The organism is Oceanidesulfovibrio marinus, from assembly GCF_013085545.1.
GTDB classification, from domain to species: domain Bacteria; phylum Desulfobacterota; class Desulfovibrionia; order Desulfovibrionales; family Desulfovibrionaceae; genus Oceanidesulfovibrio; species Oceanidesulfovibrio marinus.
In genome coordinates this window covers 439,997-464,172 of record NZ_CP039543.1, presented here as the reverse complement: position 1 = coordinate 464,172, position 24,176 = coordinate 439,997, and the positions used below count along the sequence as shown (strand labels likewise).

Here is a 24,176-nt window from a genome sequence, read left to right as displayed (position 1 = left end):
CCGCCCCCATGGCCTGACCGGCTTAAGGGTGCGCGGGGGTTCGAGCTTTTCGCGCCAACAACCCGGCGGGAGTTCCGGGCGGCCTGCTAACAGTCCGGACTCGGTACTTTTTCCACGCAAGTTTTTGACCACAGCGGGAAAAAAGGGCATAGCCATGGCCATGAAACGACGCGCCGATATCATCCGCGAGACGTCGGAGACGCGCATCCGCCTCGCGCTCACGCTCGACCCCGATCCCAACCGGCCGCCCCAGGTCCGTGTCTCCACGGGCATGGGCTTTGCCGACCACATGATCACCCTCATGGCCTTCTGGGCGCACCTGGAGCTCGACCTCACCTGCGAGGGCGACCTGCACGTGGACGGCCATCACACCCTGGAGGATGTGGGGCTTTGCCTGGGACGCGCCATCGACGAAGCCCTGGGCGACAAGAAGGGCATCGCCCGCGTGGGCTGGGCCCGCGTGCCCATGGACGAGGCCATGTGCGACATCGCGCTGGACCTCTCCGGCCGGCCGTACCTCGTGTACATGGAAGAGGCGGCTCTGCCGCCCATCATCGCCGGTCAGGAAAAGGACCTCTGGCGCGAGTACTACAAGTCCCTGGCCACGGCCGCGCGGATGAATCTGCACATGCGTTTTCTCTACGGCCAGAACGGCCACCACCTGCTTGAATCGGCCGCCAAGGGCCTGGGTCTCGCGTTGCGCGCGGCCTGGTCGCCCCAACGCGCCGGCCTGCTGTCCACCAAAGGGAGTCTGGATTGATGCGACATTCCTCCAGCCGTCACTCTGTCGCGCTGTTGACCCTATGCGCCGTGTGCGCGCTGCTCATGCTCGCCTCGTGCAGCCCACGCGACCGCGTGAAAGCCGAACCCCTGGACGCGAATCTCAACCTCGCCGCCGCGCCGTTCACCCAGGCCGAAGACAACAGCGACCTCATCTACGGCGTGGTGCCGCCCAAGTCGGAGCTGATCTCCGACGAGACCCTGGGCTACCTGGACGGTGTGCTGGCCAGCCGACTGGCCCAAACTCCCAGCGGCGGCTCCTATCCCGGCTCTGAAGCCACGGAGTCGTGCGCTCTCTCCACCGTTCCCCAGCCCAGGGGCACGCGCGGCCGCGCCCTGGACTACTGGTCGCGGGTGGGCCAGTGCGCCGGCGTGAAGTACCTGCTGGTGCCGGTGGTCTCCTACTGGTCGGAGCGCGAGGGCGGCGAGCTCGGCTCGCCCAAGCCGGCCAGCATTGTCATTGATTTCTTTGTGGTGGACGTGAACGAGGTCAGCGTCATCGACACCTACCGCTATGAAGAGCAACAGGTCTCCCTGGCAGAAAACCTGCTCACCGTGGACAAGTTCGTGAAGCGCGGCGGCAAGTTCCTCACCGCGCGTCAGCTCGCCGCCGAAGGCATCACATACTCTCTCAACAAGCTTGGTCTATGATTCTCTTTCCCGCAGTCGACATCAAGGACGGCCGGTGCGTGCGCCTCAAGCAGGGCCTCGCCGACCAGGTAACTGTTTTTTCGGATGACCCCACAGCCATGGCCCGCCATTGGGTCGATCTCGGCAGCGACTGGCTGCACGTCATCGACCTGGACGGCGCCTTCAGCGGCAAGCCGGTCAACGAAGCGCTGATCCGCGCCATCTGCTCCGGCCAGGGCATGGAGAAGACGCCCTCGGTCCAACTCGGCGGCGGCATCCGCGATCTGGACACGGCCAAGAGCTATGTGGACGCCGGCGTCACCCGGCTGATCATCGGCACCATGGCCCTGGAGGACCCGGCCGGCTTCGAGAAGCTGTGCGCCGCCCTGCCCGGCCGCATCGGCGTGTCCCTGGACGCCGTGGACGGCAAGCTCAAGACCCGCGGCTGGGTGGAGGACTCCGGTCTCACCGCCACCGAGGCGCTGCCCCGGCTGGTGGATGCCGGCGCGGCCTTCATCATCTACACGGACATCAGCCGCGACGGCATGCACAGCGGTGTGAACCTGGAGGCCATGACCGCGCTGGTGGAGGCCTCGGCCGTACCGGTGCTGGCCGCCGGCGGCGTCTCCACCCTTGCGGACATCGAGACCCTCTACCCCCTGCAGGACAAGGGGCTCCAGGGCGTCATCACAGGCCGCGCCATCTACGAGGGCACGCTGGACTTCTCCGAGGCGCTGGCCTGGCTCCGCGCCAAGGGCTAGCCGCTCCAGGTGGAAACGCCGGCGCAGCGCCTGCTCCCGGCGCGTGTTTGCCACTCCCGCTCCCCCGCGTTTCCGGAACGCGGCGCGTTTTTGCGCCCGCCCGAGGCTGGCGATGCTGGCGATGCGCCGTGGAGTGTGCTATCCGTGGGTTGAGAAACCCTATTCACCATCCGTTTTAAGGAGACCTCCCGTGCATCGCCTGCGTTCCACCCTGCTCCCTGTTCTGCTCATCCTTCTGGCGATGGTCCTCGCGGCCTGCGGCGACAATGACGATACGTCCGCCGCCGGCAACGCCACCTCGTCCGCCCGGGAAACCGCCGCCCCAGAAAAACAACCGCAGCCCGAGGCCAGGACCGCGGCGACGCAAGGGCCCGCGACCAAAGCGGGCGAGGCCTGCCCGATCGACGTCTACCCGGACTCCCCCGGCGCGGAGAGCTACATCGTGCCCGGGTCGAGCGTCCCGCCGGAGCGCAGCGTCACCGAGCACACCCTGATCTCCACCAAGGAACCCAACGCTTCGTTCCAGGTTTCCGACGAGTTTGTCTACGTGGGCAGCCTGAACACCTTCCAACTTGCCGGCGCGCGGCCCATGCCCATTGCCGTGTCCAAGGACCAGGCCGAGACCTTCGTGTTCGTGGACCACGAGGGCGGGCTCATCACCCGTGCCCTGGTCTTCACCTTTGTCCAGGCCAAGAACCGCGAGTGCCTGACACCGGACACCCTGGACTGGGTCACGAACTCCCTCGACTCCGGCGTCTTCCGCACCCGCAGCACCTCCATGGCCTACGCCACGGCGGCGTTCACCCAGCCCTTCGAGGCTGCGGTGGCGGACTTCCTCAACGACCACGGCTTCGTCACCTCGGGTTGCTATCTGGTGAAGATCCTTACGCGTTTGTACTCCCGCGAGAACCTGGGCTACATCTTCTACATCGAGAACACGGGCCGCGAAGCCGGCATGGACTGCCCGGCGTGGCGCGTGGCTCCGGACAAGCTGACCCCGCAGCAACAGCAGTTCATCGCCGCGTTCTCCGCCAACATGGCCGACAACCTGCTTATCGAGGACTGATCGACCGCCGTACTACGCGTGCGCATCCCCATACAAAAAGGCCGCCTCCTGAATCAGGAAGCGGCCTTCTCTTTTTATTGATCGTGCTGTGGATTAGCGAGGTCGCGCCAGTGCGGCGCCGTTCGCTGTCAGGCTCTCGATGTAGCCGACGGCCCTACTCGCCCTCGCCGACCTTATCCACCGGATGCGGGCCCCAGGGCAGCACCAGGTTGAGCAGCACGCCCACGATGCCGGCCAGGCCGATGCCCTTGATGGCGAACTCGCCCGCCTCAAAGGACATGCCGCCGATGCCGAACACCAGGATGACCGCCACGATGGCCAGGTTGCGCGGATGCATGAGGTCCTCGCGCGCGCGGACCATGGAGTTCATGCCCACCACGGCGATGGCGCCGAAGAGCAGCACGAGGATGCCGCCCATGACCGGCACCGGGATGGTGGCCAGGATGGCACCCAGCTTGCCGATGAAGGCCAGCAGAATGGCAGCGATGGCGGCCCAGGTCATGATCGCCGGGTTGTAGGACTTGGTCAGCGCCACGGCGCCGGTCACCTCGGAATACGTGGTGTTGGGCGGTCCGCCCAGCAGCGTGGCCAGGATGGTGGCCAGACCGTCACCCAGCATGGTGCGGTGCACGCCGGGGTCTTCGATGTAATTCTTGTTCGCCACGGAGCTGATGGCCAGGATGTCGCCCACGTGCTCGATGGCCGGTGCGATGGCCACGGGCATGATGTAGATGATGGCCTCCCAGTTCCACTCCGGTGCCACGAAGGCCGGCATGGATACCCATGCCGCCTGGGCCACCGGGGAGAAATCCACAATGCCGAAGATCAGCGAGAGGACATAACCCACAACGATGCCGGAAAGGATGGGCACAAGGCGGAAGAGGCCCTTGCCCAGCAGGGAGACAAAGACCGTAGTGGCCAGGGATATCATGGAGATGACGATGGACGTGGCCTCGGGCACGAGCTGCGCCGATCCGTCGCCGGTCTTGCCAAGGGCCATGTACACTGCCGTGGATGCCAGGGAAAGGCCGATGACCATGATGACCGGGCCGGTGACCACCGGGGGCAGCAGGCGATTCACAATGCCGGTGCCGCGCCAGCGGATGAGCGAGGACAAGATGACGTAGACCACGCCGGCTGCGGCCAGGCCGCACATTGTGGAGGGGATGCCCCAGGTCTTTACGCCGTAGATGATGGGCGCGATAAAGGCAAAGGACGAGGCCAGGAAAACCGGGACACGGCCGCGGGTGATGACCTGGAACAGCAGGGTGCCGGCGCCGGCGGTGAAAAGCGCCACGTTGGGGTTGAGACCGGTGAGCAGCGGCACAAGCACCAACGCGCCGAAGGCCACGAACAGCATCTGCGCGCCCAGCAGAAAATCGCGCCCCCGGAAGACATAGTCCGTCCCCATGCTCGGATTCGCCACGGGATTCTCCTTGTGGTGTCGAGGTTACTTGGTGCCGAAGATCTTGTCGCCGGCGTCGCCCAAACCGGGCAAGATATATCCGTTTTCGTTGAGCCTCTCGTCAACGGCGGCGGTGTAGATATGCACGTCGGGGTGCTCCCGCTCGATGCGCTCTATGCCTTCCGGAGCCGCCACCAGGAAAAGGCCGCGGATGTTCGTGCAGCCGGCTTCCTTGAGCAGGTCGATGGTGGTGCTCAGGGTGCCGCCTGTGGCGAGCATGGGGTCCAGAATCAGGGCGAGGCGCTCTTCGATGTTGCCGGCCAGCTTCACGTAGTAGCGCACCGGCTCCAGCGTCTCCTCGTTGCGGAAGATGCCCACGACGCTCACCTTCACGCCGGGCACCATGTCCAGCACACCATCCAGCATGCCGATGCCCGCGCGGAGAATGGGCACCACCGTAATTTTCTTGCCCTTGATCTCCTCCACATCCACGGGGCCGGCCCAGCCCTGGACGCTGAGGGACTCCAGCTCCAGATCCTTGGTCGCCTCGTACGTCAGCAACCGGGCGATCTCGTTGGCGACCTCGCGGAAGTTTTTTGTGGAAACGTCATCACGCCGTAGAATACCAAGCTTGTGTCGCACCAAAGGGTGGTCCACTACATGCACCATGGGTCTTGCTCCTTCAAAGCTGATGAAAAATGATACGCGAAGAGATGTGCCCAGCCGATCCCGGACGCTGCCGGGATTATTCGCTCTATGCGATACGGCGCCATGCGCCGTCTTGCCGACACTATACTGACACGTTATACGATGAGTCACAGGCGTTCTAAATAGCAAATGAACATGGGGTCAAGGACCAAATTTCCACCCGCGCGAACAACAGCAACGACGGGTTTTCGGAGATCCGGCTCAGCCTCGCCGTGGCGGCGTTTTCCATACGCGGAAAATGTATGCCATATGGCGAACGAATGAAGGACGCGGCAGGACGCCGCGCTCCAACGGCCGATGCCGGAGCAAGGTCTGCCTTCCTGACAACGCCTCCTTGTCGCCAAGCCTTGTGCGGCGCGCCCTCCCCATCCTTATAAAGAATTGCACCATGGCTGAACATACGGAATCAGACGACGCGCCCTCGCAGCAGCTCCTGCGCTTCCAGGCCCAGGCCCGCCACAGCGGCGACCGGCTGGACGCCGTGCTCGCATCGTTTCTGGCGGACGCTCCCGATCAGGACGCCCTCTCGCGCGAGCATGTCAAACGGCTCATCAAGGACGGCCGCGTGGCGGTGGACGGCGCCGTCCTGACCAAGCCGTCCGCGCGGCTCCTGGGCGGCGAGACCCTGGAGGTCCACCTGCCGCGCGCGAGTGACCGGGAGCAGGCCGAGCCCGTGCCCGGAGCGCTGGACGTGCGCTACGAGGACGAGCACCTGCTGGTCATCGACAAGCCGGCCGGCCTCACCGTGCACCCGGCGCCGTCGTGCAGCGAGCCCACCCTGGTGAACCGGCTGGTAGCGCGCTGGCCGGAAATGGCCCTGCTGGACAGGGACCGGCCCGGCATTGTCCACCGCATCGACAAGGACACCAGCGGGCTCATTGTGGTGGCGCGCACCAACGCGGCGCGGCTCAAGCTTTCCGAGGCGTTTTCGTCCAGAAATGTAGACAAGGAGTACCTCGCCCTGGTGCACGGCGTGCCTGATCCGCCCCAGGGCGAAGTGGATGCGCCCATCGGCCGCCACCCCACGGTGAAGGTCCGCATGGCCGTGTGCGCCAAGGGCGGCCGGCACGCCCTTTCCGAGTACCGCACCCTGTACGCCGATCCCGAGGGCCGCTGGGCTTTGATGGCGGTTGTCATCCACACGGGCCGCACCCACCAGATCCGCGTGCACATGGACCACATCGGCCACCCGCTGCTGGGCGACCCGGTCTACGGCCCAGCGGATGCTGCCGCAACGTCTTTACTCAACGCCCTGCCCGAGGCCCTGCGCCCTACACGGCAGATGCTCCACGCCTGGAAGATCGGCTTCGACCACCCCATCACCGGCGAACGCATCGAGCTGGCCAGCCGCCCGCATCTGGACATGCGCCGCCTGCCCCTGCTGCTTTCGCGCTCGGTCCAGCGCGTCATCGTTACCGGCGTGGCCGGCAGCGGCAAGACCACCGCGGCGCGGCTGCTGTCCGAGGCTGGCTCCCCTGGTGTTTCCGCTCCGGCCCCGCTGTTCAGCGCGGACGCGGCCGTGGCCGAGCTCTACGCTCCAGGCGGCGACGGCGCGCGGTACATTGCCGGCCGATACGGCGACCGCTTCACAGCTCCGGACGGCGGCGTGGACAAGCGCGCGCTGTTCCAGGCCATGTGCGAGGAGCCGGGTCTGCGGCGCGAGGTGGAAGAGGCCGTGCACCCCATGGTCGGCCACATGATCGCCGAGTTCTGGAGCCGCCACGGCCGGGAGCGGTTCGGCGTGGCCGAAATTCCGTTGTTCCACGAAGCGGGTTGGAGAGATGATGCCGACGTGATAGTCTGTGTCTACTGTCCGGAAACGACCCGGAGCACACGGCTGCAGGAGACCAGGGGCTGGTCCGCACACACGGTGGCGGCCTTTGACGCCTGGCAGCTGCCGCAGGCGGCCAAGGTCCGCGGCTCCGACCTTGTGGTGGACAACGGCGGCGATGAGGAGCACCTGCACAAAAACATCGCCAGCCTGGCCGGCGTGCTGGCTTGGCTGCGGCGAAACCGCATGCATCGACTGCGTGAACGATTCCGCCGGCTCATGACGCCGGATACATAGGATACGATGTTTCCGATCCGCGACTCCATCCCCAGAATTCATACTCCCTGGGGCGTGTACATCATCATCGGCCTCAACCTCCTCGTCTTCCTTCTGGAGCTCACCCTGCCGCACGACGCGCTGGTAGGCTTCATCCATCTCTACGGCGTGGTGCCGGCGCGCTACTTCCACGCCCAGGGCACCATCTGGGAGCAATATCCCGGCGGCATTCTCAGCCTGTTCAGCTACATGTTCCTGCACGGCGGCTGGATGCACTTCATCGTGAACATGTGGACGCTGTGGATTTTCGCGGACAACATCGAAGACGTCATGGGCACGGTGCGCTTCCTTCTCTTCTACGTGCTCTGCGGGCTCTGCGCGCTGGGGCTGCACATGGCCTTCAACCAGCACTCCATGATGCCTGTGCTGGGGGCCTCCGGAGCCATTGCCGGCGTGATGGGCGCGTACTTCATGCTCTATCCCCACGCCAAGGTGCTCACCCTGATCCCGATCATAATTATTCCTTTATTTCTTGATCTCCCGGCCGTGCTCTTCCTGGGTCTGTGGTTTATCATCCAACTTTTCTCCGGCATCTCATCCGTGGGAGCCGCTGAAACGGGCGGCATAGCCTGGTGGGCTCATGCCGGAGGATTTATTGCGGGAATTTTGCTATTACCGTTATTCAGACAATCAAAGCGCTGTTACTTCTGTTACAACAGCCGCGGAAAGCGTATCGGGGTGGCCCGCTGGAGCGATCACTGAGCTTGTCAGAAATGGCCGCTTGCACTATGCCATAGCTCGCTCCCCCGGACATCTCATACAACCGCGAGAACGACATGCGAACGACACTATTTCTCCTCCTCACCTCCCTGCTCATTGTCGCCTCCGGCTGCTCTGTCGCCGGCAACAGCGAGGCCGTGGTCCTCGACACCATCGAACCCGGTGTTCAGAAGGTCACGCCCCTCGTTGACCGCAACACTTTCATGCCGGGCGACAACTCCACTGCGCCCTGGTACCGCGTGTACGACGACCAGACCAAGCAGTGGTACCCAGCCGAGAAAGACTCGTCCGGAGCCTGGGTGCCCACCAAAGAAGGCAAGCAGATGCGCGCCGACGACCTGAAGGCGCTGAGCACGCCGGACGAGGACAAGGTGACGGATTGGCGCAACGACACCACGGGCTTCATCTACAACCCGTCCCTCAGATCCACCAACGCCACCGGCAGCGGCGTGAAGGTTCATCCCACGCCCCAGCTGGACCTTGAACGGCAGAATGCGACCAATACGACCGAAGCGGATGACACCAAGGACATGGCCGTTGCCGAGGACATAACCGCTGGCGAGGATACGGCCGTCGCCGAGGACATGACCGCTGGTGCGGAGAACGAGCAAGTGCTGTGGGATGATAGCGGCGCCGAAGATTCTGCCCTCGCGGATAATGGCGGCGTCGAAGATCCTGCGCCCGCGGCGGACACGGCTGCCGAGGCATCCCCTCAGCCCACCGAGCGCGAAATGCCCTTTGCCGAAACCTCCGCGGCAGACACGGCCCCGGCGACCTCCTCTCCGGCTACCGTGGAAGTGCCCTCTGCCGACGCCCCCGCTACGGACATGGCCGCCGAGACCTCCACTCCGGCCACTGTGCGCGAGGTGTCCTTTGCCAACGCCTCCACCATGACCCTCGAAGGCTACGGCCCAACCTGGGTCACGGCGCTTATCGACGGCAGCGAGAAGCAGGACTACTACATCCGCGACGGCGAAACCATCAACATCAACTTTGGATCGTCCCTCAAGTTGGAAGTGGGGAACGCCCACTCCGTGCGGTTCACCCTGGACGGTGATCCCTACCCCGTCTCTTCCAGCGGCAAGGCGACAATCAGCATACCCTGAGGCTCTGGTTCACCAAACACCAACCAAAGGATCGTTTCAGATGCCCCCAAAGAAAGGTCAGACATGTGTGTATGCCTACCCTGACTGGTGCAAGGGGTGCGGCCTGTGCGTAGCGTTCTGCCCCACCAAGGTCTTTGAGCTCGGACCAACCGGCAAGGTCCAGGTGGTGCACGAGGAGGAGTGCATCAACTGCGGCTTCTGCGAACTCCACTGTCCCGACTTCGCCATCGCCGTCCTCCCCCGCGAAGAGGGATGCGCCGCCGATCTCCATGTGGCTCAGGAAATCCGCCAAAAAATGAAAGGATACCAGAAAGGATAGCCCTCATGGCACAGAAGGCCCGTCGCAAGAACAAGGAACTCTTCGCATTGGGCAACGAAGCCGTCGTTGAAGGAGCACTTCTGGCCGGCTGTACATTCTTCGCCGGCTATCCCATCACACCCTCAAGCGAAATCATGGAAGGCATGGCGCAGAGGCTGCCATGCAGCGAGGACGGCGTCTTCATCCAGATGGAGGACGAGATCGCCAGCCTCGGCGCGGTCATCGGCGCTTCCCTGGCTGGCCGCAAGGCCATGACCGCCACCTCCGGCCCCGGGTTCTCACTCATGCAGGAGCACGTGGGCTACGCCTGCATGGCCGAAGCGCCGTGCGTCATCGTCAACGTCATGCGCGGCGGCCCCTCCACCGGCCTGCCCACCTCCCCGGCCCAGGGCGACGTGCAGATGGCCCGCTGGGGCACCCACGGCGACCACCCCATCATCGTCCTCTCCGCATCCACCGTGCAGGAATGCCTGGAGATGACCATCGTGGCCTTCAACTTCTCCGAAAAGTACCGCGTGCCCGTCATCCTGCTCATCGACGAGGTCACTGCCCACACCCGCGAGAAGATCACCATCCCTTCGGAGCGCGAGTACGAGATATTCTCCCGCGTGCTGCCCTCCATGCCGCCGGAGTGGTTCAAGCCCTTCGAGGAGACCACCCGCGGCGTGCCGCCCATGGCGCCCATCGGCTCCGGCTACCGCATCCATGTGACCGGCCTGACCCACGACCCCATGGGCTACCCCACGCAGCGGCCCGACGAGGTGGAGGAGTTCACCCACCGGCTGTTCCGCAAGATCGACCAGCACTTCCCGGACATCGTCATCACCGAAGAGCACAACACCAAGGACGCCGAGGTGGCCGTAGTGGCCTACGGCTCGGTGGCGCGTTCGGCGCGCCTGGCCGTGGACCAGGCCCGCGAGCAGGGCATCAAGGCCGGCCTGCTGCACCTTAAAACGCTCTTCCCCTTCCCCCGCGCCGCCGTGGAAAAGCTCACCCGCCGCGGGGCCGCCATCCTGGTGCCCGAGATGAACATGGGCCAGATGTCGCGAGAGGTGAAACGCGTCAACTCGGGACGGGTGCGCGTGCGCACCATCAACCGCGTGGACGGCCTGATCATCACTCCATCGCAAATCCTCAAGAACATCGCCCAGATGTAGAGAGGGAGCGAACCATATGTCTCAAGTCACCCAGCTTATCCATCAATACCTTCGGCACAACAAGCGCTTCCCGCACGTGTTCTGCCCCGGCTGCGGCCACGGCATCGTGCTCGGCTCGCTGGTGCGCTCCGTGCACAACGCCGACCTGTCCAAGGACGAGGTCTGCCTGGTGGCCGGCATCGGCTGCTCCGGCCGCATGGCCGTGTACGTGGACTTCAACACGGTCCACACCACCCATGGCCGCGCCCTCACCTTTGCCACGGGCATCAAGATGGCCAACCCGGAGCTCACCGTCATCTGCGTCATGGGCGACGGCGACGCCCTCTCCATCGGCGGCAACCACCTCATCCACGCCGCCCGGCGCAACGTCGGCATCACGGCGCTCATCCTCAACAACAACATCTATGGCATGACCGGCGGGCAGTGCTCCTCCACCACGCCCATGGGCGCGCGCTCCATGACTACTCCCCACGGCCAGCTGGAGAACACCTTCGACATCGCGGAGTTGGCCAAGGTGGCCGGCGCAAACTACGTTGCGCGCTCCACGGCCTTCCACGCCAAGATGATGGACGCCCAGATCACAGCGGCGCTCACCCGGCCCGGCTTCTCCCTGGTGGAGGCCTTCTCGCCCTGCCACACCCAATACGGCCGCAAGAACAAGTTCCGCACCGTGGTGGACATGTATCAGGACCTCAAGACCCGCTCCATGCCCATGGACAAATGGAACGAGACCGACCCGGCCAAACGCGGCGACAAGTTCCCGGTGGGCGTATTCGTTGAACGCGACGAGCCCGGCCTGGAGGAGCGTTACGCCGCCATGTCCGCCGGCCTGCGCGCAAAGGAGGCAAGCGCATGAGCACCGCCGACAACCACACCGAGCTCAACCGATTCGAGCTGCGCCTCTCCGGCCTGGGCGGCCAGGGCATCATCACCCTGGGCAAGCTCCTGGGCTACGGCCTGGCCATCCACCACGACTACTACGTCACGCAGACCCAGAGCTACGGCCCCGAGGCCCGCGGCGGCTCCTCCCGCGCCGACCTTGTCATCAGCTCGCACCCCATCAGCTACCCAAAGACCGAGAACGTGGACCTGCTCGTGGCCCTCTCCCAGGAAGCCTGCAACGAGTACTACGGCGTGCTCAAGCCCAACGGCGTCCTGGTGGTGGATACGCTGATGGTCACCCAGACGCCCACCAACCGCTTCCTGGGCATGGAGTTCACCACCCTGGCCAAGGACAAGATCGGCAACACGCTGACCTTGAACACCCTGACCCTCGGCGCCATCACCCACCTTTTGCCGTTCGCCCAGCCGCGGCTCATGCGCAAGGCGCTGGAGGAGAACATGCCGGCCAAGATCGTGGAGCTGAACAAGAAGGCCTTCAACCTGGGCCTGCGCGAGGCCAAGAAGCACTTTGGCGAGGCACCCGCCATCTGGGAGCAGGCTGCGGAGCTCGCCGAGGAGGAAAACATCGAAGCGCTGGAGTAGCAGGAAATAATAACGGCCAATTAATTTTTCTTGACCTTTCCTGTCACTAAGGTAAATGACTGGGCCGGCCCGTGGTGCAATAGTCGCTACGGATGAGAATGCACTAGATGCCCTGGCCCTCCGGAGCCAACGCGACCAGGCCTCTGCGAAAGGGAACGACTTTCAGCCCCCGCTTTGCGGGGGCTTTCTTTTTTTGGTGCCACACCATCTTCCCCTATACGGAGTCTATTTCCCCATGAATCTTCTGCCTTCCCGCAAGGACGACCGTCCCTTTCTACCCGCCTCCATAACTACCATAGCCACCCACGGCTATGGCGTCGGACCCTTCACCCGCGACCTCATGGCCGGCCTCACCGTGGGCGTGGTCGCACTGCCCCTGGCCATGGCCTTTGCCATCGCCTCCGGCGCGTCGCCGGAACGCGGCCTGTTCACATCCATCGTCGCCGGTTTCATCCTCTCCGCCCTGGGCGGCAGCCGCTTCCAGATCGGCGGGCCCACCGGCGCTTTCGTTGTCATCATCTACTCCATCATCTTCAAGCACGGTTACGACGGCCTCGTGCTCACCACGCTCATGGCCGGCGTGCTCCTGCTCATCTTCGGCTTTTTCCGATTCGGCGCGCTCATCAAGTACATACCTTACCCGGTCACCACAGGTTTTACGGCCGGCATCGCCGTGCTCATCTTCTCCTCGCAGATGAAGGACTTCTTCGGCCTGACCATGGCCGACGTGCCGCCGCAGTTCGCGGACAAATGGACCGCGTACTTCCAGCACGCGAACACCATTAACATGCAGACCTTGCTCGTGGCCGGCCTCGGCCTTGGCGCCATCCTGGCCATCCGCAAGTACAAGCCGCGCATCCCGGGTCCGGTGGTGGGCGTGGTTCTCGCCTCCCTGGTGGCCTACATCTTCGGCCTCAACGTGGAGACCATCGGCAGCCGGTTCGGCGGCATTCCCAGCACCATGCCGGACATCGTGCTGCCCGAAGTGACCTTTGCCAGGCTACAGACGCTGTTGCCCGAGGCCCTGACCATCGCCCTGCTCGCCGGCATCGAGTCCCTGCTCTCCTGCGTGGTGGCAGACGGCATGACCGGCGAGAAGCACAACTCCAACGTGGAGCTCTCAGCCCAGGGCGCGGCCAACATCTGCTCCGTGCTCTGCGGCGGCATCCCGGCCACGGGAGCCATCGCCCGCACCGTAACCAACATCCGCGCCGGCGCCTTCTCCCCCATCGCGGGCATCATCCACGCCGCCGTACTGCTGGCCTTTGTCCTGCTGCTGGCCAACCTCGCCTCCTACATCCCCCTGGCCAGCCTCGCCGCCGTGCTCGTGGTGGTGGCCTGGGACATGAGCGAGGCGCGCAAGTTCCTGCGCCTCATGCGCGCGCCCAAATCCAACGTGGCCGTCATGTGCCTCACCTTCGGCATTACCGTGTTCATGGACCTCACCGTGGCCGTGGGCGTGGGCGTCGTGATGGCCTCCCTGCTGTTCATGCGCCGCATGAGCGAGGTCACGAGCATCGATGCCGAGGAAGAGGACACCGAGACCTGGAGCAACGAGGTGCCGCTGCCGGACGGGGTGCAGGTCTACACCATCGACGGCCCCTTCTTCTTCGGCGTGGCCGACCGCTTCCAGTCCATCCTCGCCGCTATGCAGAAGCCGTCCAAGGTCTTCATCGTCCGCTTCCACCAGGTGCCCTTTCTGGACTCCACGGCCATCAACGCCCTGGAGTCCGTGCACCACCGCTGCCAGATCAACGGCAGCACCCTGCTGCTCGCCGATGTCGGCCCCTCGGCCCGGGGCATGATGGAACGCCTCGGTGTGGACCTCCGCGTGGGCACGGACCACATCTTCACCAGCCTGGACGACGCCCTCAAGGCCGCGCACTGCCTGGTGGGCCCCGATCCCACCAACTGCCTGCCGCAGCAGCCCATCGCAGCCAGACCGGCTTTGTGTGAAGAGTAAAAAACGAAATGCGAGAGGGAGACCCTTTGCAAAGGGTTCTCCCTTCCCAACCTTTTCAATTAGGGGCGTATTTCTCGTTCGCGGACGAGAAATACGCCCCTTAAATTTTTCAACAAACCAATTGAAAGTCTTTGGAAAGGGGGTCCGGGGCCATAGCTGCGCATCCCTTTCTACCAGAAAGGTTTGCCCCCGGTCCGTTCTTCATTATTAAGCGATCTTCTACCCCAAAACCTTCCTGGCCAGCATCGACAGGCTTTCCAAATCGGGCGAGATGACGAAGCCGGCGGCGTGCAGGGCATGGAGCTTGCCGGCGATGCCGCCGCTGGACTCGTCGAGGATGGCGCCGGCGTGGCCCAGACGTTTGCCGGGAGGCGCGGTACGTCCGGAGACAAAGGCGATGAGCGGTTTGTCGTAGCCCGAGGCGGCAACGACCTCGGCGAACTCCTCTTCGGCCCGGCCGCCGATCTCTCCAATAACCATGACGGCGCTGGTCTCGGTGTTGTTGCGGATGAGCTCGAAGCACTCGGCAAAGGTGCAGCCGACAAAGGGATCGCCACCCACGCCGATGCACACGGACTGGCCCAGGCCAGCGGCGCTGAGCCGGGCGGCGGCCTCGTAGGTCAGGGTGCCGGAGCGCGAGAGCAGCGCGATGGAGCCGGGAGAGAACACGTGGCCGGGCATGATGCCGATCTTGGTCTGGCCGGGCACGATGAGCCCCGGGGTGTTGGGCCCGAAGAGCCGCAGACCGGCCTCGTGCACGGCGCGGCGCACGTAGAGCATCTGGGCCTGGGGAATGCCCTCGGTAATGCAGACGATGTTGGGGATGGCGTTATCCACGGCTTCCAGCACGGCGTCGGCGGCAAAGGCGGCCGGCACGAACACAATGGAAGCGTCGAAGGGCCCGGCCTTGCGCACGGCCTCGGCCACGCTGTTGAACACCGGCACACCGTGCACCTGCTGCCCGCCCTTGTACGGCGTGACGCCGGCGGCAACGGTGGTGCCGTACTCCTGCATCAGCCTGACGTGCTGCATGGCGGCGCGGCCGGTAATGCCCTGCACGAGAAGCCGCGTCGAACCGCTAAGCCCGAGCTCGGTCAGGGTGGCGGGGCCGGCGGGGCATTCCGGTTGAAGCGCCGGTTTCGCGGCCGCCTCCGCCCGCGGCACACTGGTGGACTCGTCCTTGGGGAACGGCTGCAGCGTCCGGTTTTTGGACAGGGTCTTCAGGATGGCCACGGCCTCGCTGACCTCGGAGGCCAGGTGAATGGAGTCGTAGCCGAGCCCGGTGAGAATTTTTCGGCCCTCCTCGGCCCCGTGCCCGGCCAGCCGCGCCACCAGCGGCTTGGGCGGCGCAGCCCCGGCCAGAGCTTCGGCCACGGCGCGCGCCACGGTCTCGCAAGAGACGATGCCGCCGAAAAGATTGAGGAAAACCATCTCCACGCGCTCATCGGAAAAGAGCATGTCAAAAGCCTTGGCCATGCGCTTCTGGTCCGCAGCCCCGCCCAGGTCCATGAAGTTGCCGGCGCGCAGGCCGGCGTAGTTGAGCAGGTCCATGGTGGCCATGGCCAGTCCGGCGCCGTTGGCCATGAGCCCGACCCAGCCGTCCAGCCGCAGATAGGCCAGCCCGGCGGCGCGGGCCGCGTTCTCCTCCGGCGTCACATGCGCGGGCTCGTAGAACCGCTCCAGCGTGGTGTCGATGTCGGCCACTGCGTCGTCGATCTCCACCTTGCCGTCCAGAGCGGTCCACTCTCCACTGTCCGAGTGCACCAGCGGATTGATCTCCAACAATAACAGGCCGTAAGACTTCACAGCGTCGAAGCACTTGCGCACCAGGGCCTTGAAGCCCGGCCACAGCCCCTTGAGCTTTTCCGGCGTGTTTTCGGGATGCTCCGGCCCGGAGGGAAAGAGGTGGAAAAAGGCGGCGCGGACCTGGTGCTCCGAGAGCCGGCCGCCGGAGGGCGACGGGGCAAGGTACTGCACCAGCGGCCCGGCACCGGCCGCGGCCTGCTTTTCCACATCCATGCCGCCGCCGCGCGCCACGGTGAAGGCGATGCGCTCCCTGTCGCGCGAGACCATGAAAGAAAGGTACAGCTCGCGGTCGAACCGCATGGCCGGCTCCACCCGGACCAGTGGCACGGCCTCGCCGTTGATCTCCATGGCGAAGAGCTTCTCGCACACGGTGGTGAGCTTGTCCGGGTCCTCGACGCGCACGACGCCGCCGGTCTTGCCCCGGCCGCCGGTAAGGACCTGCGCCTTGACGTACCACGGCCCAACGCCGATGGGTTTGTAGCTCGATGCGTCTTCCGGGAAGAGCAGCTTGCCGGTGGGAACGGCGATGCCAGCCTCGTGGAACAGCTTCTTGGAAATGTGCTCGTTACACAGCATGAAAGGTCGCCTCGGTTTTTCTCCGATAGAGATTCCTGCGGATGCGTGTATGTCGCCCCTTGTCGGCCGTGGCTTTCATGAATAGCCTATCCGGCAGGAGTTCGAAAGCATGACATCATCCATATCCTTCATGAATTGGCCCGAGTTCGCGCCCGCGCCGGTTGGTGCAACGCAGACGCTCTGGCCCCGCCGCGTAGTGGCGGAGCTGACCACCCGCTGCAACCAGCGCTGCCCCATGTGCGTGAAGCAGTCCCCGGGCTGCGGCATCGACGAGGGCGACATGGCCTGGGAGGTGTTCCGGCGGCTCGAACCGGCCTTCCCTCACCTCGAATCCCTGGTGCTCTCCGGCATCGGCGAGCCCATGCTCCACCCGCGGCTGGCGGATGCGGTCGCGCTGGCGCGCGCCTCCATGCCCGCGGATTCGCGCATAGCCTTCCAGTCCAACGGCGTGGTGCTCGGCTCACCACAGGGCCAGGACAAGGCAACCGCGCTCATGGACGCCGGGCTCACCTCCGTCTGCCTGTCTGTGGACAGCGCCGACCCCGGCGAGTACCGCCGACTGCGTCCCGGCGGTGAAACATCCCTGCTGGAACGCGCCTTCGCCTCCCTGAAGACCGCCCGCAAGCGGACCGACGCGCAGTTCGCCATCGGCGTGGAGACCGTGCTGTTGCGCGATACGCTGGAAGGGCTGCCCACGGTGCTGCGCTGGGTTGCGGAGCACGGGGCCGACTACGCCATCGTCTCCCACATGCTGCCGTACCACCCGGCCATGGAGCCGCAGGCCGCCTGGGACTGGCACACGGCCGAGGCCGTGGCGCTGTATCGAGAGTATGAGGACATTGCCCACCGCGAGGGATTGTCCCTGGCGGACCACGGCCGCATCGCCTTCAAGTACGCCAAAAGCGAGAAGGAAAAGCGGCTGTGCGCGCTGGTGGCCGCCATGCAGCGGGAGGCCGACTCCCGCGGGCTGACCATCAACCCGGAACGGCTCATGGCCGGCGGCAACGCTCTGGAGGAGACAGCGCGGCGCATCGAAGAGGTCATGGACAAGGCGCGCGAGATCGCCGCCGAGTACTCCATGGAGCTGCGCCTGCCACAGGTGCAGCCACGGCAGGAGCGACGCTGCGAGTTCGCCGAGGCGGGCACGCTGTTCGTGGCCATGGAGGGCACGGTCCACCCCTGCCATTTCCTGTGGCATCGCGCGGCCATACACCGCCACGGCGCATGGCGCACCCTGCCGGCGCGCAGCTTCGGCTCGCTGTTGGAGTCCGAGCTCCGCGACATCTGGACCAGCCCGGAGTACGCGCGCTTCCGCGAGGCAACCCTGCGCTACGACTACCCCTTCTGCGGCAGCTGCCGGCTGGGGCCGTGCAACCTGGTGGAGGATGCGGCGTTCGAGGCGGACTGCTTCGGCGTGGAGGTGCCGTGCGGGGAATGCCCGTGGGCGCTGGGCCTGCTGCAGTGCCTGAGCTGACGGACCGGTAACAGGCCGGTGGCCAACGCGCCACGCCGGCGTGCTTCCAAGGATGGAGAAAGGTCAGGAACGATAGACCGAGGCGAAGAAGAGCCAGGCGTCCTCGGCCTCGGCCAGCACGCTCTGGCGCAGCTCCTCGCCGGGTTTGGGATCGAGCCAGTCGAAATCGCAGAACATCTCGCCGGAGCGCAGGATATAGCGGCAGCCCCATTCCGCAGGAGCCGGGTGGCCCTCCTCCGTACGCTCAACCCGCGCCACAAAACGCGGAACCACGAGGCGGACCAGGTACGAGCCGCCGGTTTCCGAGATGCCGAAGACGTAGCGATCTTTCATGGGCTGCATTGTCCAACAAACGCCCGCGGCTGTCGAGGCGTGAGACATGGTGCTGCGCCATGGGATTTTCACACATAATCAGCTGTGATTACTTCATAAAAAAATCACATTTCTACAGTGCGCCACAATCTACTGAAAAGGTTAGGTTTTCCACAGACAGCTTGTGCACTGCTGGCCCTGCCTGTGGATAACCCCCTGAGGCCGATGAAATTTCGCGACGTGCAATTTTCTGTTGCAGCCTCTTTACACAACGCTTCGGGAGCAGTATTCTGAAATCAATGCTGGAGGAAGGTCCTCAGCAGAATGGTGATAACAGCAACGGAGGGTATCTATCGTTAATTCTCATTCCCATACCGGGCAGATGAGTGCCCTCTGGAATACACCCAGGAGCGCATAAGGTCCACCCCAGACGTCTGTCGCAGTGCAGTTGCACGTCGTCGCTGTACACAAGGTACTACTTGACGACATAAAAACATCGACTTCGCAACGAAGATCCATGCAACTGTCCACTTTGCAAAGTGCGGAACGACCTTGAAGGACACCGCCGCATAGCGCGGTCCGCGCAAATCCGGGTGTATTCCTTTTTGTTCACTGAAAAAGAACCGACCCATCCCCGATCGAGTTTTCCACAACAACAAAGCCCCTTTACAAGGGGCTTTATCATGCGCACCCTACGGCCGGCTGTCACGACGGCCGGGGTGCACAGTGTCCGGAACATAGAATCCGAGAGGTTCTGTCCCCCTCAGTTCCGCCTATTGCCACTGCGTATCTACTGCGCCAGATACGCCTGCAAGATCAGAATGTTACGATGGCGTACCCCTTCTCCGCATACTCGGCCATGGATGGATGGCCGCTCATGCCTTCGAGGAGCGGCAGCCCTTCGGCCAGCACGGCATCGGTTGCTTTCAGCTTGGCCGAGCACGCCTTGCACGCCCCGGCGATGAGCCCCTTGTCTTTGGCCTTTACATAGAGCGGATGCAGCATGTGCCCTTCCTGGGCCATCTTGGCCACCAGCGTGACGGACTCCCCCTCCAGCACGATGATCGCCTCGTGGCCGCGCTCATTCATATCCAGAACGTTGAGCAGCACGTGGATGAAGCACAGAGGCTCGCCGCGAAACGGAAACAGTGCGAACTTCGACATGGTATTACTCCGAGCAGAAAGTTATTAACTTTGCGCTCTTGCGGCATTCGCCGTTTGGCCCCGCCTGGGCGGGGCAGTTCTTATAACTGGAGAGCGAAAATGCATGTATTTTCTGCTCCCAGTAATATTTCTCCGTATCCATTAGATGTTCATGGGGTTCCGCTCCATCATACGTGAATCCCTCCGCACCGCAATAACCCGCCTCATCATTCGGACAATTTTCTTGTGCACAAAAAACGGCTCCCCCGAGTGGAAGGAGCCGCGTCATACAAGCGATTTCTGAAGAAAAATGTCCGTCGCCAGCTCACCGGCAGGCTGGTGAAAAACCGCGCCGGCAAAGCGCAAGAAAAGATCAAGGCCGACGCGTACATACAATACGTGAGGATTTGATCTTTTCGAAGCAACGCCGCCGGCGTGGAAATTTCACCTGCCTGCCTGCTAGGCGTACTGCATCATCACGCTGCGCACCAGGCCGCGGTCGGCCGGCTTGTTGAAGAGCTCGCCGCCGCAGGTGACCAGGGCCTCGCAGAAGTTGGGCCGGTCGTTGCGGTAGATCACGCCGGTGGGGATGCGGTCCCCGAACTCCTCGGCCTTTTTCATGGCCGCATCGAAGTCCGTGGGGTCGTAGCTGTCGTCCAGCTCGTACACGCGCTCCTTGTACCAGGCAAAGGTGTTGACCTTGTTGAAGGTGACACACGGCTGCAGCACGTCCACCAGGGCGAAGCCCGGCGTCTCGTGGGCCTGGCGGATAAGATCGGCCAGCTGGTCCACGTTGCCGGCAAATCCTCGGGCCACAAAGTTGGCGCGCAGGGCCACGGCCACGGCCAGCGGCTTGAACATGGAGCTCTTCACGCCCCAGGGCTGGGCCTTGGTCACGTGCCCTTCCTCGGTGGTGGGGCTGGCCTGGCCCTTGGTCAGACCGTAGATCTGGTTGTCGTGGGCCACCAGAACCATGTCCACGTTGCGCCGCAGCGCCGCGAGAAAGTGGTTGCCGCCCTCGCCGTAGTTGCAGCCGTCGCCGGAGTGGCAGAACACGGCCAGCTCCGGGTTGACCAGCTTGGCGCCCTGGGCCGGTGGCAGGCCGCGGCCGTGCAGGCCGTTGAACATGTTGCACTTGAAGTAGTGCGGCAGCTTGGCGGCCTGGCCGATGCCGGAAAAGTAGGCCACCTTGTGCGGCGGCAGGTCCATATCCGCCAGGGCCTTTTTCACGGCATCCAGTATCCTGAAGTTGCCGCAGCCCGGGCACCACGCGGTTTCGAACTCGCCGTAATCTTCAATGCGTCCCATGGGATATCTCCATGACCGATAGTCGGGTTTAGAAAGCTATTGCAAAATCCTCTTCCGGCAGGCTGTTCAAACATCACGCTGGCAAGGCGCACAACGAAGTTCAATGCCGACGCGCATACAGGTGACGTAAGGGTTTGAACTGTCTGCAGCAGCGCAACCAGCGGTGCTTCTCATCAGCCTGCTAGCCCAGCCGTTCGAGGATGTACTGCGCGGTAAAGGGCAGGCCGTCGTAACGCAGCACGCGCCCGTCCGGCTCGAAGCAGCCGGCTATCTTGAGCAGCGTGGCGAACTGGCCCGTGGCGTTGCCCTCCACGACCACCACCTTCTTGGCCGCGTCCAGGGTTTCGGCGTACTGCTCCGGCACCAGCGGCCAGACCTGGGAGAAGTGCAGCACCGCGGCGCTGGTCCCCTGCTCGTTCAGGAGCTGCGCGGCCTCCAGCGCCGGGCCCTGGGTGGAGCCCCAGCAGACCAGCAGCACGTCCGCGCCCTCCTCGCCCACGAGCAGCGGCGGCACCACATCGTTCTTCAGAATTTGCTCCTTGCGCATGCGCTTGTCCTGCATCTCGATGCGCACGCCGTGGTCCTCGGTGATGTGGCCGTTCGGGTAGTGCTCGTCCGAGTCCACAACCACCAGGTGCTCGCCCGTGCCGGGAACCAGCCGCGGCGAAACGCCGCTTTCGGTCACGGCGTAGCGCTCGTACGACGCCGGATCGTCCGTGGACTCGCCGGGCATAACCGGCTCGGGCAGGGAATCCAGATCAAAGGGCACGACGTCGCGGTAGTTGTCCGCCAGATATTGGTCCGTGAGCACAAAGACCGGGCCCTGGACTTTCTCGGCCTGGTCAAAGGCGCGGTGCGTAAGCCGGAAGCACTGCTCCAGGTCGCCCGGAGCGAAGATGGCGCGGGGGAACTCCCCGTGGCCAGCATAGAGCACCAGGTCGAGGTCGCCCTGCTCCGTGCGGGTGGGCAGGCCCGTGGCCGGGCCGGGCCGCATGGCCAGCACAAAGACCAGGGGCGTCTCGGTGATGCCGGCCAGGCTGATGCCTTCGCACATGAGCGCGAGCCCGCCGCCTGAAGTGGGCACGATGGCCCTCGCTCCGGCGAATGACGCGCCCAGGCCCATGTTCACGGCAGCAATCTCGTCCTCGGCCTGTTCAGCCACCATGCCCAGGGTTTCGGCGTTGGCGATGAGCGTGAGCGCCACCGAGGTGGACGGCGTCATGGGGTAGAAGGAGCAGAAGCGTACGCCCGCGGCCATGGCGCCCAGGGCGATGGCTTCGTTGCCGTTGATCATGATCTTTTCGCGGCCGGCGTCCGGCGGTGCGGGCAGAGCCGGAAAGTCCGGGCTCTGGTCGCGCAGCCACTGCATGGACTTGTCCAGCACTTCGAGGTTCTGGTTGATGATGTCCTCGCCCTTCTTCTTGAAGGTCTGGCGCATCAGCTCGGCCGGCACCTCGCGGTCTATGCCCAGGAGTGCGCAGAGCACGCCCAGGGCCGAGGTATTCTCGAACAGCCGCTTGGGAATGAGCTGCTTGTAGGGCACGGCCAGGGCCCTGGCGCCCTCGTCGTCTATGGACTCGCCGAGCAGCGCGATGCCGCGTTCGCCGAGCTGGTCCTTGTGCAGGGTGACGGTCTCCTGGTTAAGCGCCACGAGCACGTCCACCCTGTCCAGCGGCGCGGACACGGGTTGCGCGCTGCAACGGATGGCGAACGTGTTGTGGCCGCCGCGGACGCGCGACATGTAATCCTGGGTGACCGAGATATGGTATCCGGAACGGACGAGGCATTTGGAGAGCAGCTGGCCGACTGTCGCCAGCCCCTGCCCTGCCTCGCCGCCTATAAGTATATTGATGCACTCGATGGCCATGGGGCCTGACCTCCTTGGCTGCGTTGTGTTGGTTTGGGCGCGCGGCGAAAAGGCTTCGGTTCCGCCGGTGCTGGGCGACTGTGGGCGCTACGCCTCGTAGGGCTTCTTGTCGGCAAAGGTCCAGGCCTTGGGGTCCTCATAGTACCACTTCATGTCGTTGATGAGCATGAACTGGCCGCGGGCATCCTGCACCAGGTAGTGGAGGAACTTCTTCTCCACCGGCCCGGCGGCGGCCTGCTCCTGGTCCTCGAAGAAGCGGACAAGATCCAGCTCGATGGCCGCGGCCTCGTCGATGGAGGCGATCTCGTCCAGCGGGCAGCTCACCGGCTCGTGGCTCGTGGCGATCTTGCGGAACATGTTCGCGCCTTCGGCCGCCTCCAGCTCCATGGACCCGCAGGCCTCGGCAAAGCTCACACCGGCCTCCACCTTGTCGTGCAGCTCCTGCAGCCTGTCGCGGCGGGTTTTCTTGAGATCGCGCAGACGGACGAACACGTCGCGGATGACGCCGCCCTGGCAGGACTCGGCGTGCGCGTCGTAAAAATCAATGGCCTTGTCCACCATGCCCAGGGCCTGACAGAGCATCTCTCTGGAGCTCTCGGACATCGGTCCTCCCTTGTTCTCGGGCTCGGCGGCCCTCCCGGCGCAACAATGCGCCGCGCCGGGAATGCGCCGGGTTCGGATAGTGTATGGATGCGGATGGCTGCCGGGGGCCTTACTCGGCCGCAGGCGCCGGCGCGCGGCCGCCCAGCTCTTTATCCAGCATGAACAACCCTTCGCCCTTGTTGCCCACCAGCCGGAACCGGGCCACCACGTCGGAGAAGTTGTCCTCTTCCTCCACCTGCTCGGTGACGAACCATTGCAGGAAGATGCTCGTGGCATGGTCGCGCTGATCCATGGCCAGGTTCACCAGCTCGTTGATACGGCGGGTGACCTCGCGCTCGTGGCTCAGCCCGTATTCGAACACGTCCAGCATGGAGTCGAACGCGCCCTTGGGCTCATCGATGGCGTGCAGGCGCACGGAGCCGCCGCGCTCCAGAATGAAGTCATAGAACTTCATGGCGTGCATACGCTCCTCGTCCGCCTGGAGCCGCATCCAGCTGGCGCAACCGGGAAGGCCCTGCTCCGCGCAGTACGCGGCCATGGCAAGATACAGAAAGCTGGAGTAGAATTCCCACTTCACCTGCTCGTTCAGTGCATCGTTCATGGTTTCGTTCAGCATGATTCTCGATCTCTCCTGTATGGATTATCTCGTTTCGGCGCGACGTTGCGCAGCCGGAGCATGCGCCGGACGCGCGCAAAAACGCCGTCCGGAACATTCCATCTGTAATCTTAGACCATGAACGGCGCACGAGCGCAAGAGGGAGACCCGTGTCGAGTCTCCCTCCTGCGTTCGATATATGGTGCGCGAAAGAGCCGGCATGCGCCGGCAGGCGGGCTTAGAGCCGCCAGCAAAACCTTGTCTGCGTTTGCACGGTGTGCTCGG

The 24,176-nt window shown here is 64.3% G+C and carries 22 protein-coding genes; 13 read left to right on the top strand and 9 right to left on the bottom strand.

The features are described 5' to 3' along the window. The first annotated feature begins 160 nt into the window (after window positions 1-160). The 4 genes from E8L03_RS02100 (at window position 161) to E8L03_RS02085 (ending at window position 3,237) form a co-directional block, all read left to right on the top strand. Window positions 161-760 carry an imidazoleglycerol-phosphate dehydratase gene (locus E8L03_RS02100; RefSeq protein ID WP_144305693.1) on the top strand — a complete coding sequence of 200 codons (600 nt, stop codon included), beginning with the start codon at window positions 161-163 and terminating at the stop codon, window positions 758-760. Further along, window positions 760-1,431, top strand: coding sequence for a hypothetical protein (locus E8L03_RS02095; protein WP_171266428.1), 672 nt, complete (start codon window positions 760-762; stop codon window positions 1,429-1,431). Before E8L03_RS02100 ends, E8L03_RS02095 begins: the two co-directional genes overlap by 1 nt. Then, window positions 1,428-2,171 carry a 1-(5-phosphoribosyl)-5-[(5-phosphoribosylamino)methylideneamino]imidazole-4-carboxamide isomerase gene (gene hisA / locus E8L03_RS02090; RefSeq protein ID WP_144305511.1) on the top strand — a complete coding sequence of 248 codons (744 nt, stop codon included), beginning with the start codon at window positions 1,428-1,430 and terminating at the stop codon, window positions 2,169-2,171. The genes E8L03_RS02095 and hisA overlap by 4 nt, the downstream gene beginning before the upstream one ends. Window positions 2,172-2,361: 190 nt before the next feature. Further along, complete coding sequence (locus tag E8L03_RS02085) at window positions 2,362-3,237, top strand: hypothetical protein (RefSeq protein WP_171266427.1); 876 nt, start codon at window positions 2,362-2,364, stop codon at window positions 3,235-3,237. A gap of 154 nt (window positions 3,238-3,391) precedes the next feature. Here the strand turns inward: E8L03_RS02085 and E8L03_RS02080 are convergent, their stop codons facing one another. Together E8L03_RS02080 and upp are read right to left on the bottom strand one after the other, a co-directional pair. Continuing rightward, entirely contained in the window at window positions 3,392-4,648 is a 1,257-nt protein-coding gene (locus tag E8L03_RS02080; protein WP_144305692.1) for a uracil-xanthine permease family protein, read from the bottom strand. 39 nt (window positions 4,649-4,687) lie between these two features. Then, on the bottom strand, window positions 4,688-5,311 hold the full coding sequence (gene upp / locus E8L03_RS02075; protein WP_144305509.1) for a uracil phosphoribosyltransferase: 624 nt from the start codon (window positions 5,309-5,311) through the stop codon (window positions 4,688-4,690). 427 nt (window positions 5,312-5,738) lie between these two features. On the opposite strand from upp, the gene coaE reads away from it, so the two are divergent. The 8 genes from coaE to E8L03_RS02035 all read left to right on the top strand — a co-directional run bounded on the left by coaE (window position 5,739) and on the right by E8L03_RS02035 (window position 14,207). Continuing rightward, entirely contained in the window at window positions 5,739-7,418 is a 1,680-nt protein-coding gene (coaE, locus tag E8L03_RS02070) for a dephospho-CoA kinase (RefSeq protein ID WP_171266426.1), read from the top strand. 6 nt (window positions 7,419-7,424) lie between these two features. After that, window positions 7,425-8,159, top strand: coding sequence for a rhomboid family intramembrane serine protease (locus tag E8L03_RS02065; RefSeq protein ID WP_171266425.1), 735 nt, complete (start codon window positions 7,425-7,427; stop codon window positions 8,157-8,159). A 74-nt stretch (window positions 8,160-8,233) separates the two neighbouring features. Next, a complete protein-coding gene (locus E8L03_RS02060; protein WP_171266424.1) occupies window positions 8,234-9,283 on the top strand; it encodes a RodZ domain-containing protein in 1,050 nt (349 codons plus the stop codon). A gap of 40 nt (window positions 9,284-9,323) precedes the next feature. Then, window positions 9,324-9,602 carry a 4Fe-4S binding protein gene (locus tag E8L03_RS02055; RefSeq protein ID WP_144305505.1) on the top strand — a complete coding sequence of 93 codons (279 nt, stop codon included), beginning with the start codon at window positions 9,324-9,326 and terminating at the stop codon, window positions 9,600-9,602. A 5-nt stretch (window positions 9,603-9,607) separates the two neighbouring features. Continuing rightward, window positions 9,608-10,759 (top strand): 2-oxoacid:acceptor oxidoreductase subunit alpha, encoded by a 1,152-nt coding sequence (locus E8L03_RS02050; protein ID WP_144305504.1) that lies wholly within the window; start codon window positions 9,608-9,610, stop codon window positions 10,757-10,759. A gap of 16 nt (window positions 10,760-10,775) precedes the next feature. Further along, the gene (locus E8L03_RS02045) at window positions 10,776-11,615 is read left to right on the top strand and encodes a 2-oxoacid:ferredoxin oxidoreductase subunit beta (protein ID WP_171266423.1); all 840 of its coding nucleotides are present in this window, start codon (window positions 10,776-10,778) and stop codon (window positions 11,613-11,615) included. After that, window positions 11,612-12,244 (top strand): 2-oxoacid:acceptor oxidoreductase family protein, encoded by a 633-nt coding sequence (locus E8L03_RS02040; protein WP_171266422.1) that lies wholly within the window; start codon window positions 11,612-11,614, stop codon window positions 12,242-12,244. The genes E8L03_RS02045 and E8L03_RS02040 overlap by 4 nt, the downstream gene beginning before the upstream one ends. A 235-nt stretch (window positions 12,245-12,479) precedes the next feature. Beyond that, window positions 12,480-14,207: a SulP family inorganic anion transporter gene (locus tag E8L03_RS02035; RefSeq protein WP_171266421.1), complete on the top strand. Its 1,728-nt coding sequence runs from the start codon at window positions 12,480-12,482 to the stop codon at window positions 14,205-14,207. A 219-nt stretch (window positions 14,208-14,426) separates the two neighbouring features. Here the strand turns inward: E8L03_RS02035 and sucD are convergent, their stop codons facing one another. Beyond that, complete coding sequence (gene sucD / locus E8L03_RS02030; protein ID WP_171266420.1) at window positions 14,427-16,589, bottom strand: succinate--CoA ligase subunit alpha; 2,163 nt, start codon at window positions 16,587-16,589, stop codon at window positions 14,427-14,429. A 109-nt stretch (window positions 16,590-16,698) separates the two neighbouring features. Between sucD and E8L03_RS02025 the strand changes: the two genes are divergently transcribed. Continuing rightward, the gene (locus E8L03_RS02025) at window positions 16,699-18,063 is read left to right on the top strand and encodes a radical SAM/SPASM family putative metalloenzyme maturase (RefSeq protein ID WP_171266419.1); all 1,365 of its coding nucleotides are present in this window, start codon (window positions 16,699-16,701) and stop codon (window positions 18,061-18,063) included. A gap of 63 nt (window positions 18,064-18,126) precedes the next feature. On the opposite strand, the gene E8L03_RS02020 is transcribed toward E8L03_RS02025, so the two are convergent. The 6 genes from E8L03_RS02020 to E8L03_RS01995 all read right to left on the bottom strand — a co-directional run bounded on the left by E8L03_RS02020 (window position 18,127) and on the right by E8L03_RS01995 (window position 23,912). Continuing rightward, entirely contained in the window at window positions 18,127-18,396 is a 270-nt protein-coding gene (locus tag E8L03_RS02020; RefSeq protein WP_144307468.1) for a hypothetical protein, read from the bottom strand. Between the two features lie 795 nt (window positions 18,397-19,191). Beyond that, window positions 19,192-19,539 (bottom strand): DsrE family protein, encoded by a 348-nt coding sequence (locus tag E8L03_RS02015; protein WP_171266418.1) that lies wholly within the window; start codon window positions 19,537-19,539, stop codon window positions 19,192-19,194. Window positions 19,540-19,977: 438 nt separating this feature from the next. Beyond that, window positions 19,978-20,826, bottom strand: a complete 849-nt coding sequence (locus tag E8L03_RS02010) for a 2-oxoacid:ferredoxin oxidoreductase subunit beta (RefSeq protein WP_171266417.1) — start codon at window positions 20,824-20,826, stop codon at window positions 19,978-19,980. Between the two features lie 181 nt (window positions 20,827-21,007). Next, complete coding sequence (locus E8L03_RS02005) at window positions 21,008-22,693, bottom strand: 2-oxoacid:acceptor oxidoreductase subunit alpha (protein WP_171266416.1); 1,686 nt, start codon at window positions 22,691-22,693, stop codon at window positions 21,008-21,010. An 87-nt stretch (window positions 22,694-22,780) separates the two neighbouring features. Continuing rightward, window positions 22,781-23,296 carry a hypothetical protein gene (locus tag E8L03_RS02000; RefSeq protein WP_144307464.1) on the bottom strand — a complete coding sequence of 172 codons (516 nt, stop codon included), beginning with the start codon at window positions 23,294-23,296 and terminating at the stop codon, window positions 22,781-22,783. A 109-nt stretch (window positions 23,297-23,405) separates the two neighbouring features. Further along, window positions 23,406-23,912, bottom strand: a complete 507-nt coding sequence (locus E8L03_RS01995; protein WP_144307463.1) for a ferritin — start codon at window positions 23,910-23,912, stop codon at window positions 23,406-23,408. Between the last annotated feature and the right edge of the window lie 264 nt (window positions 23,913-24,176).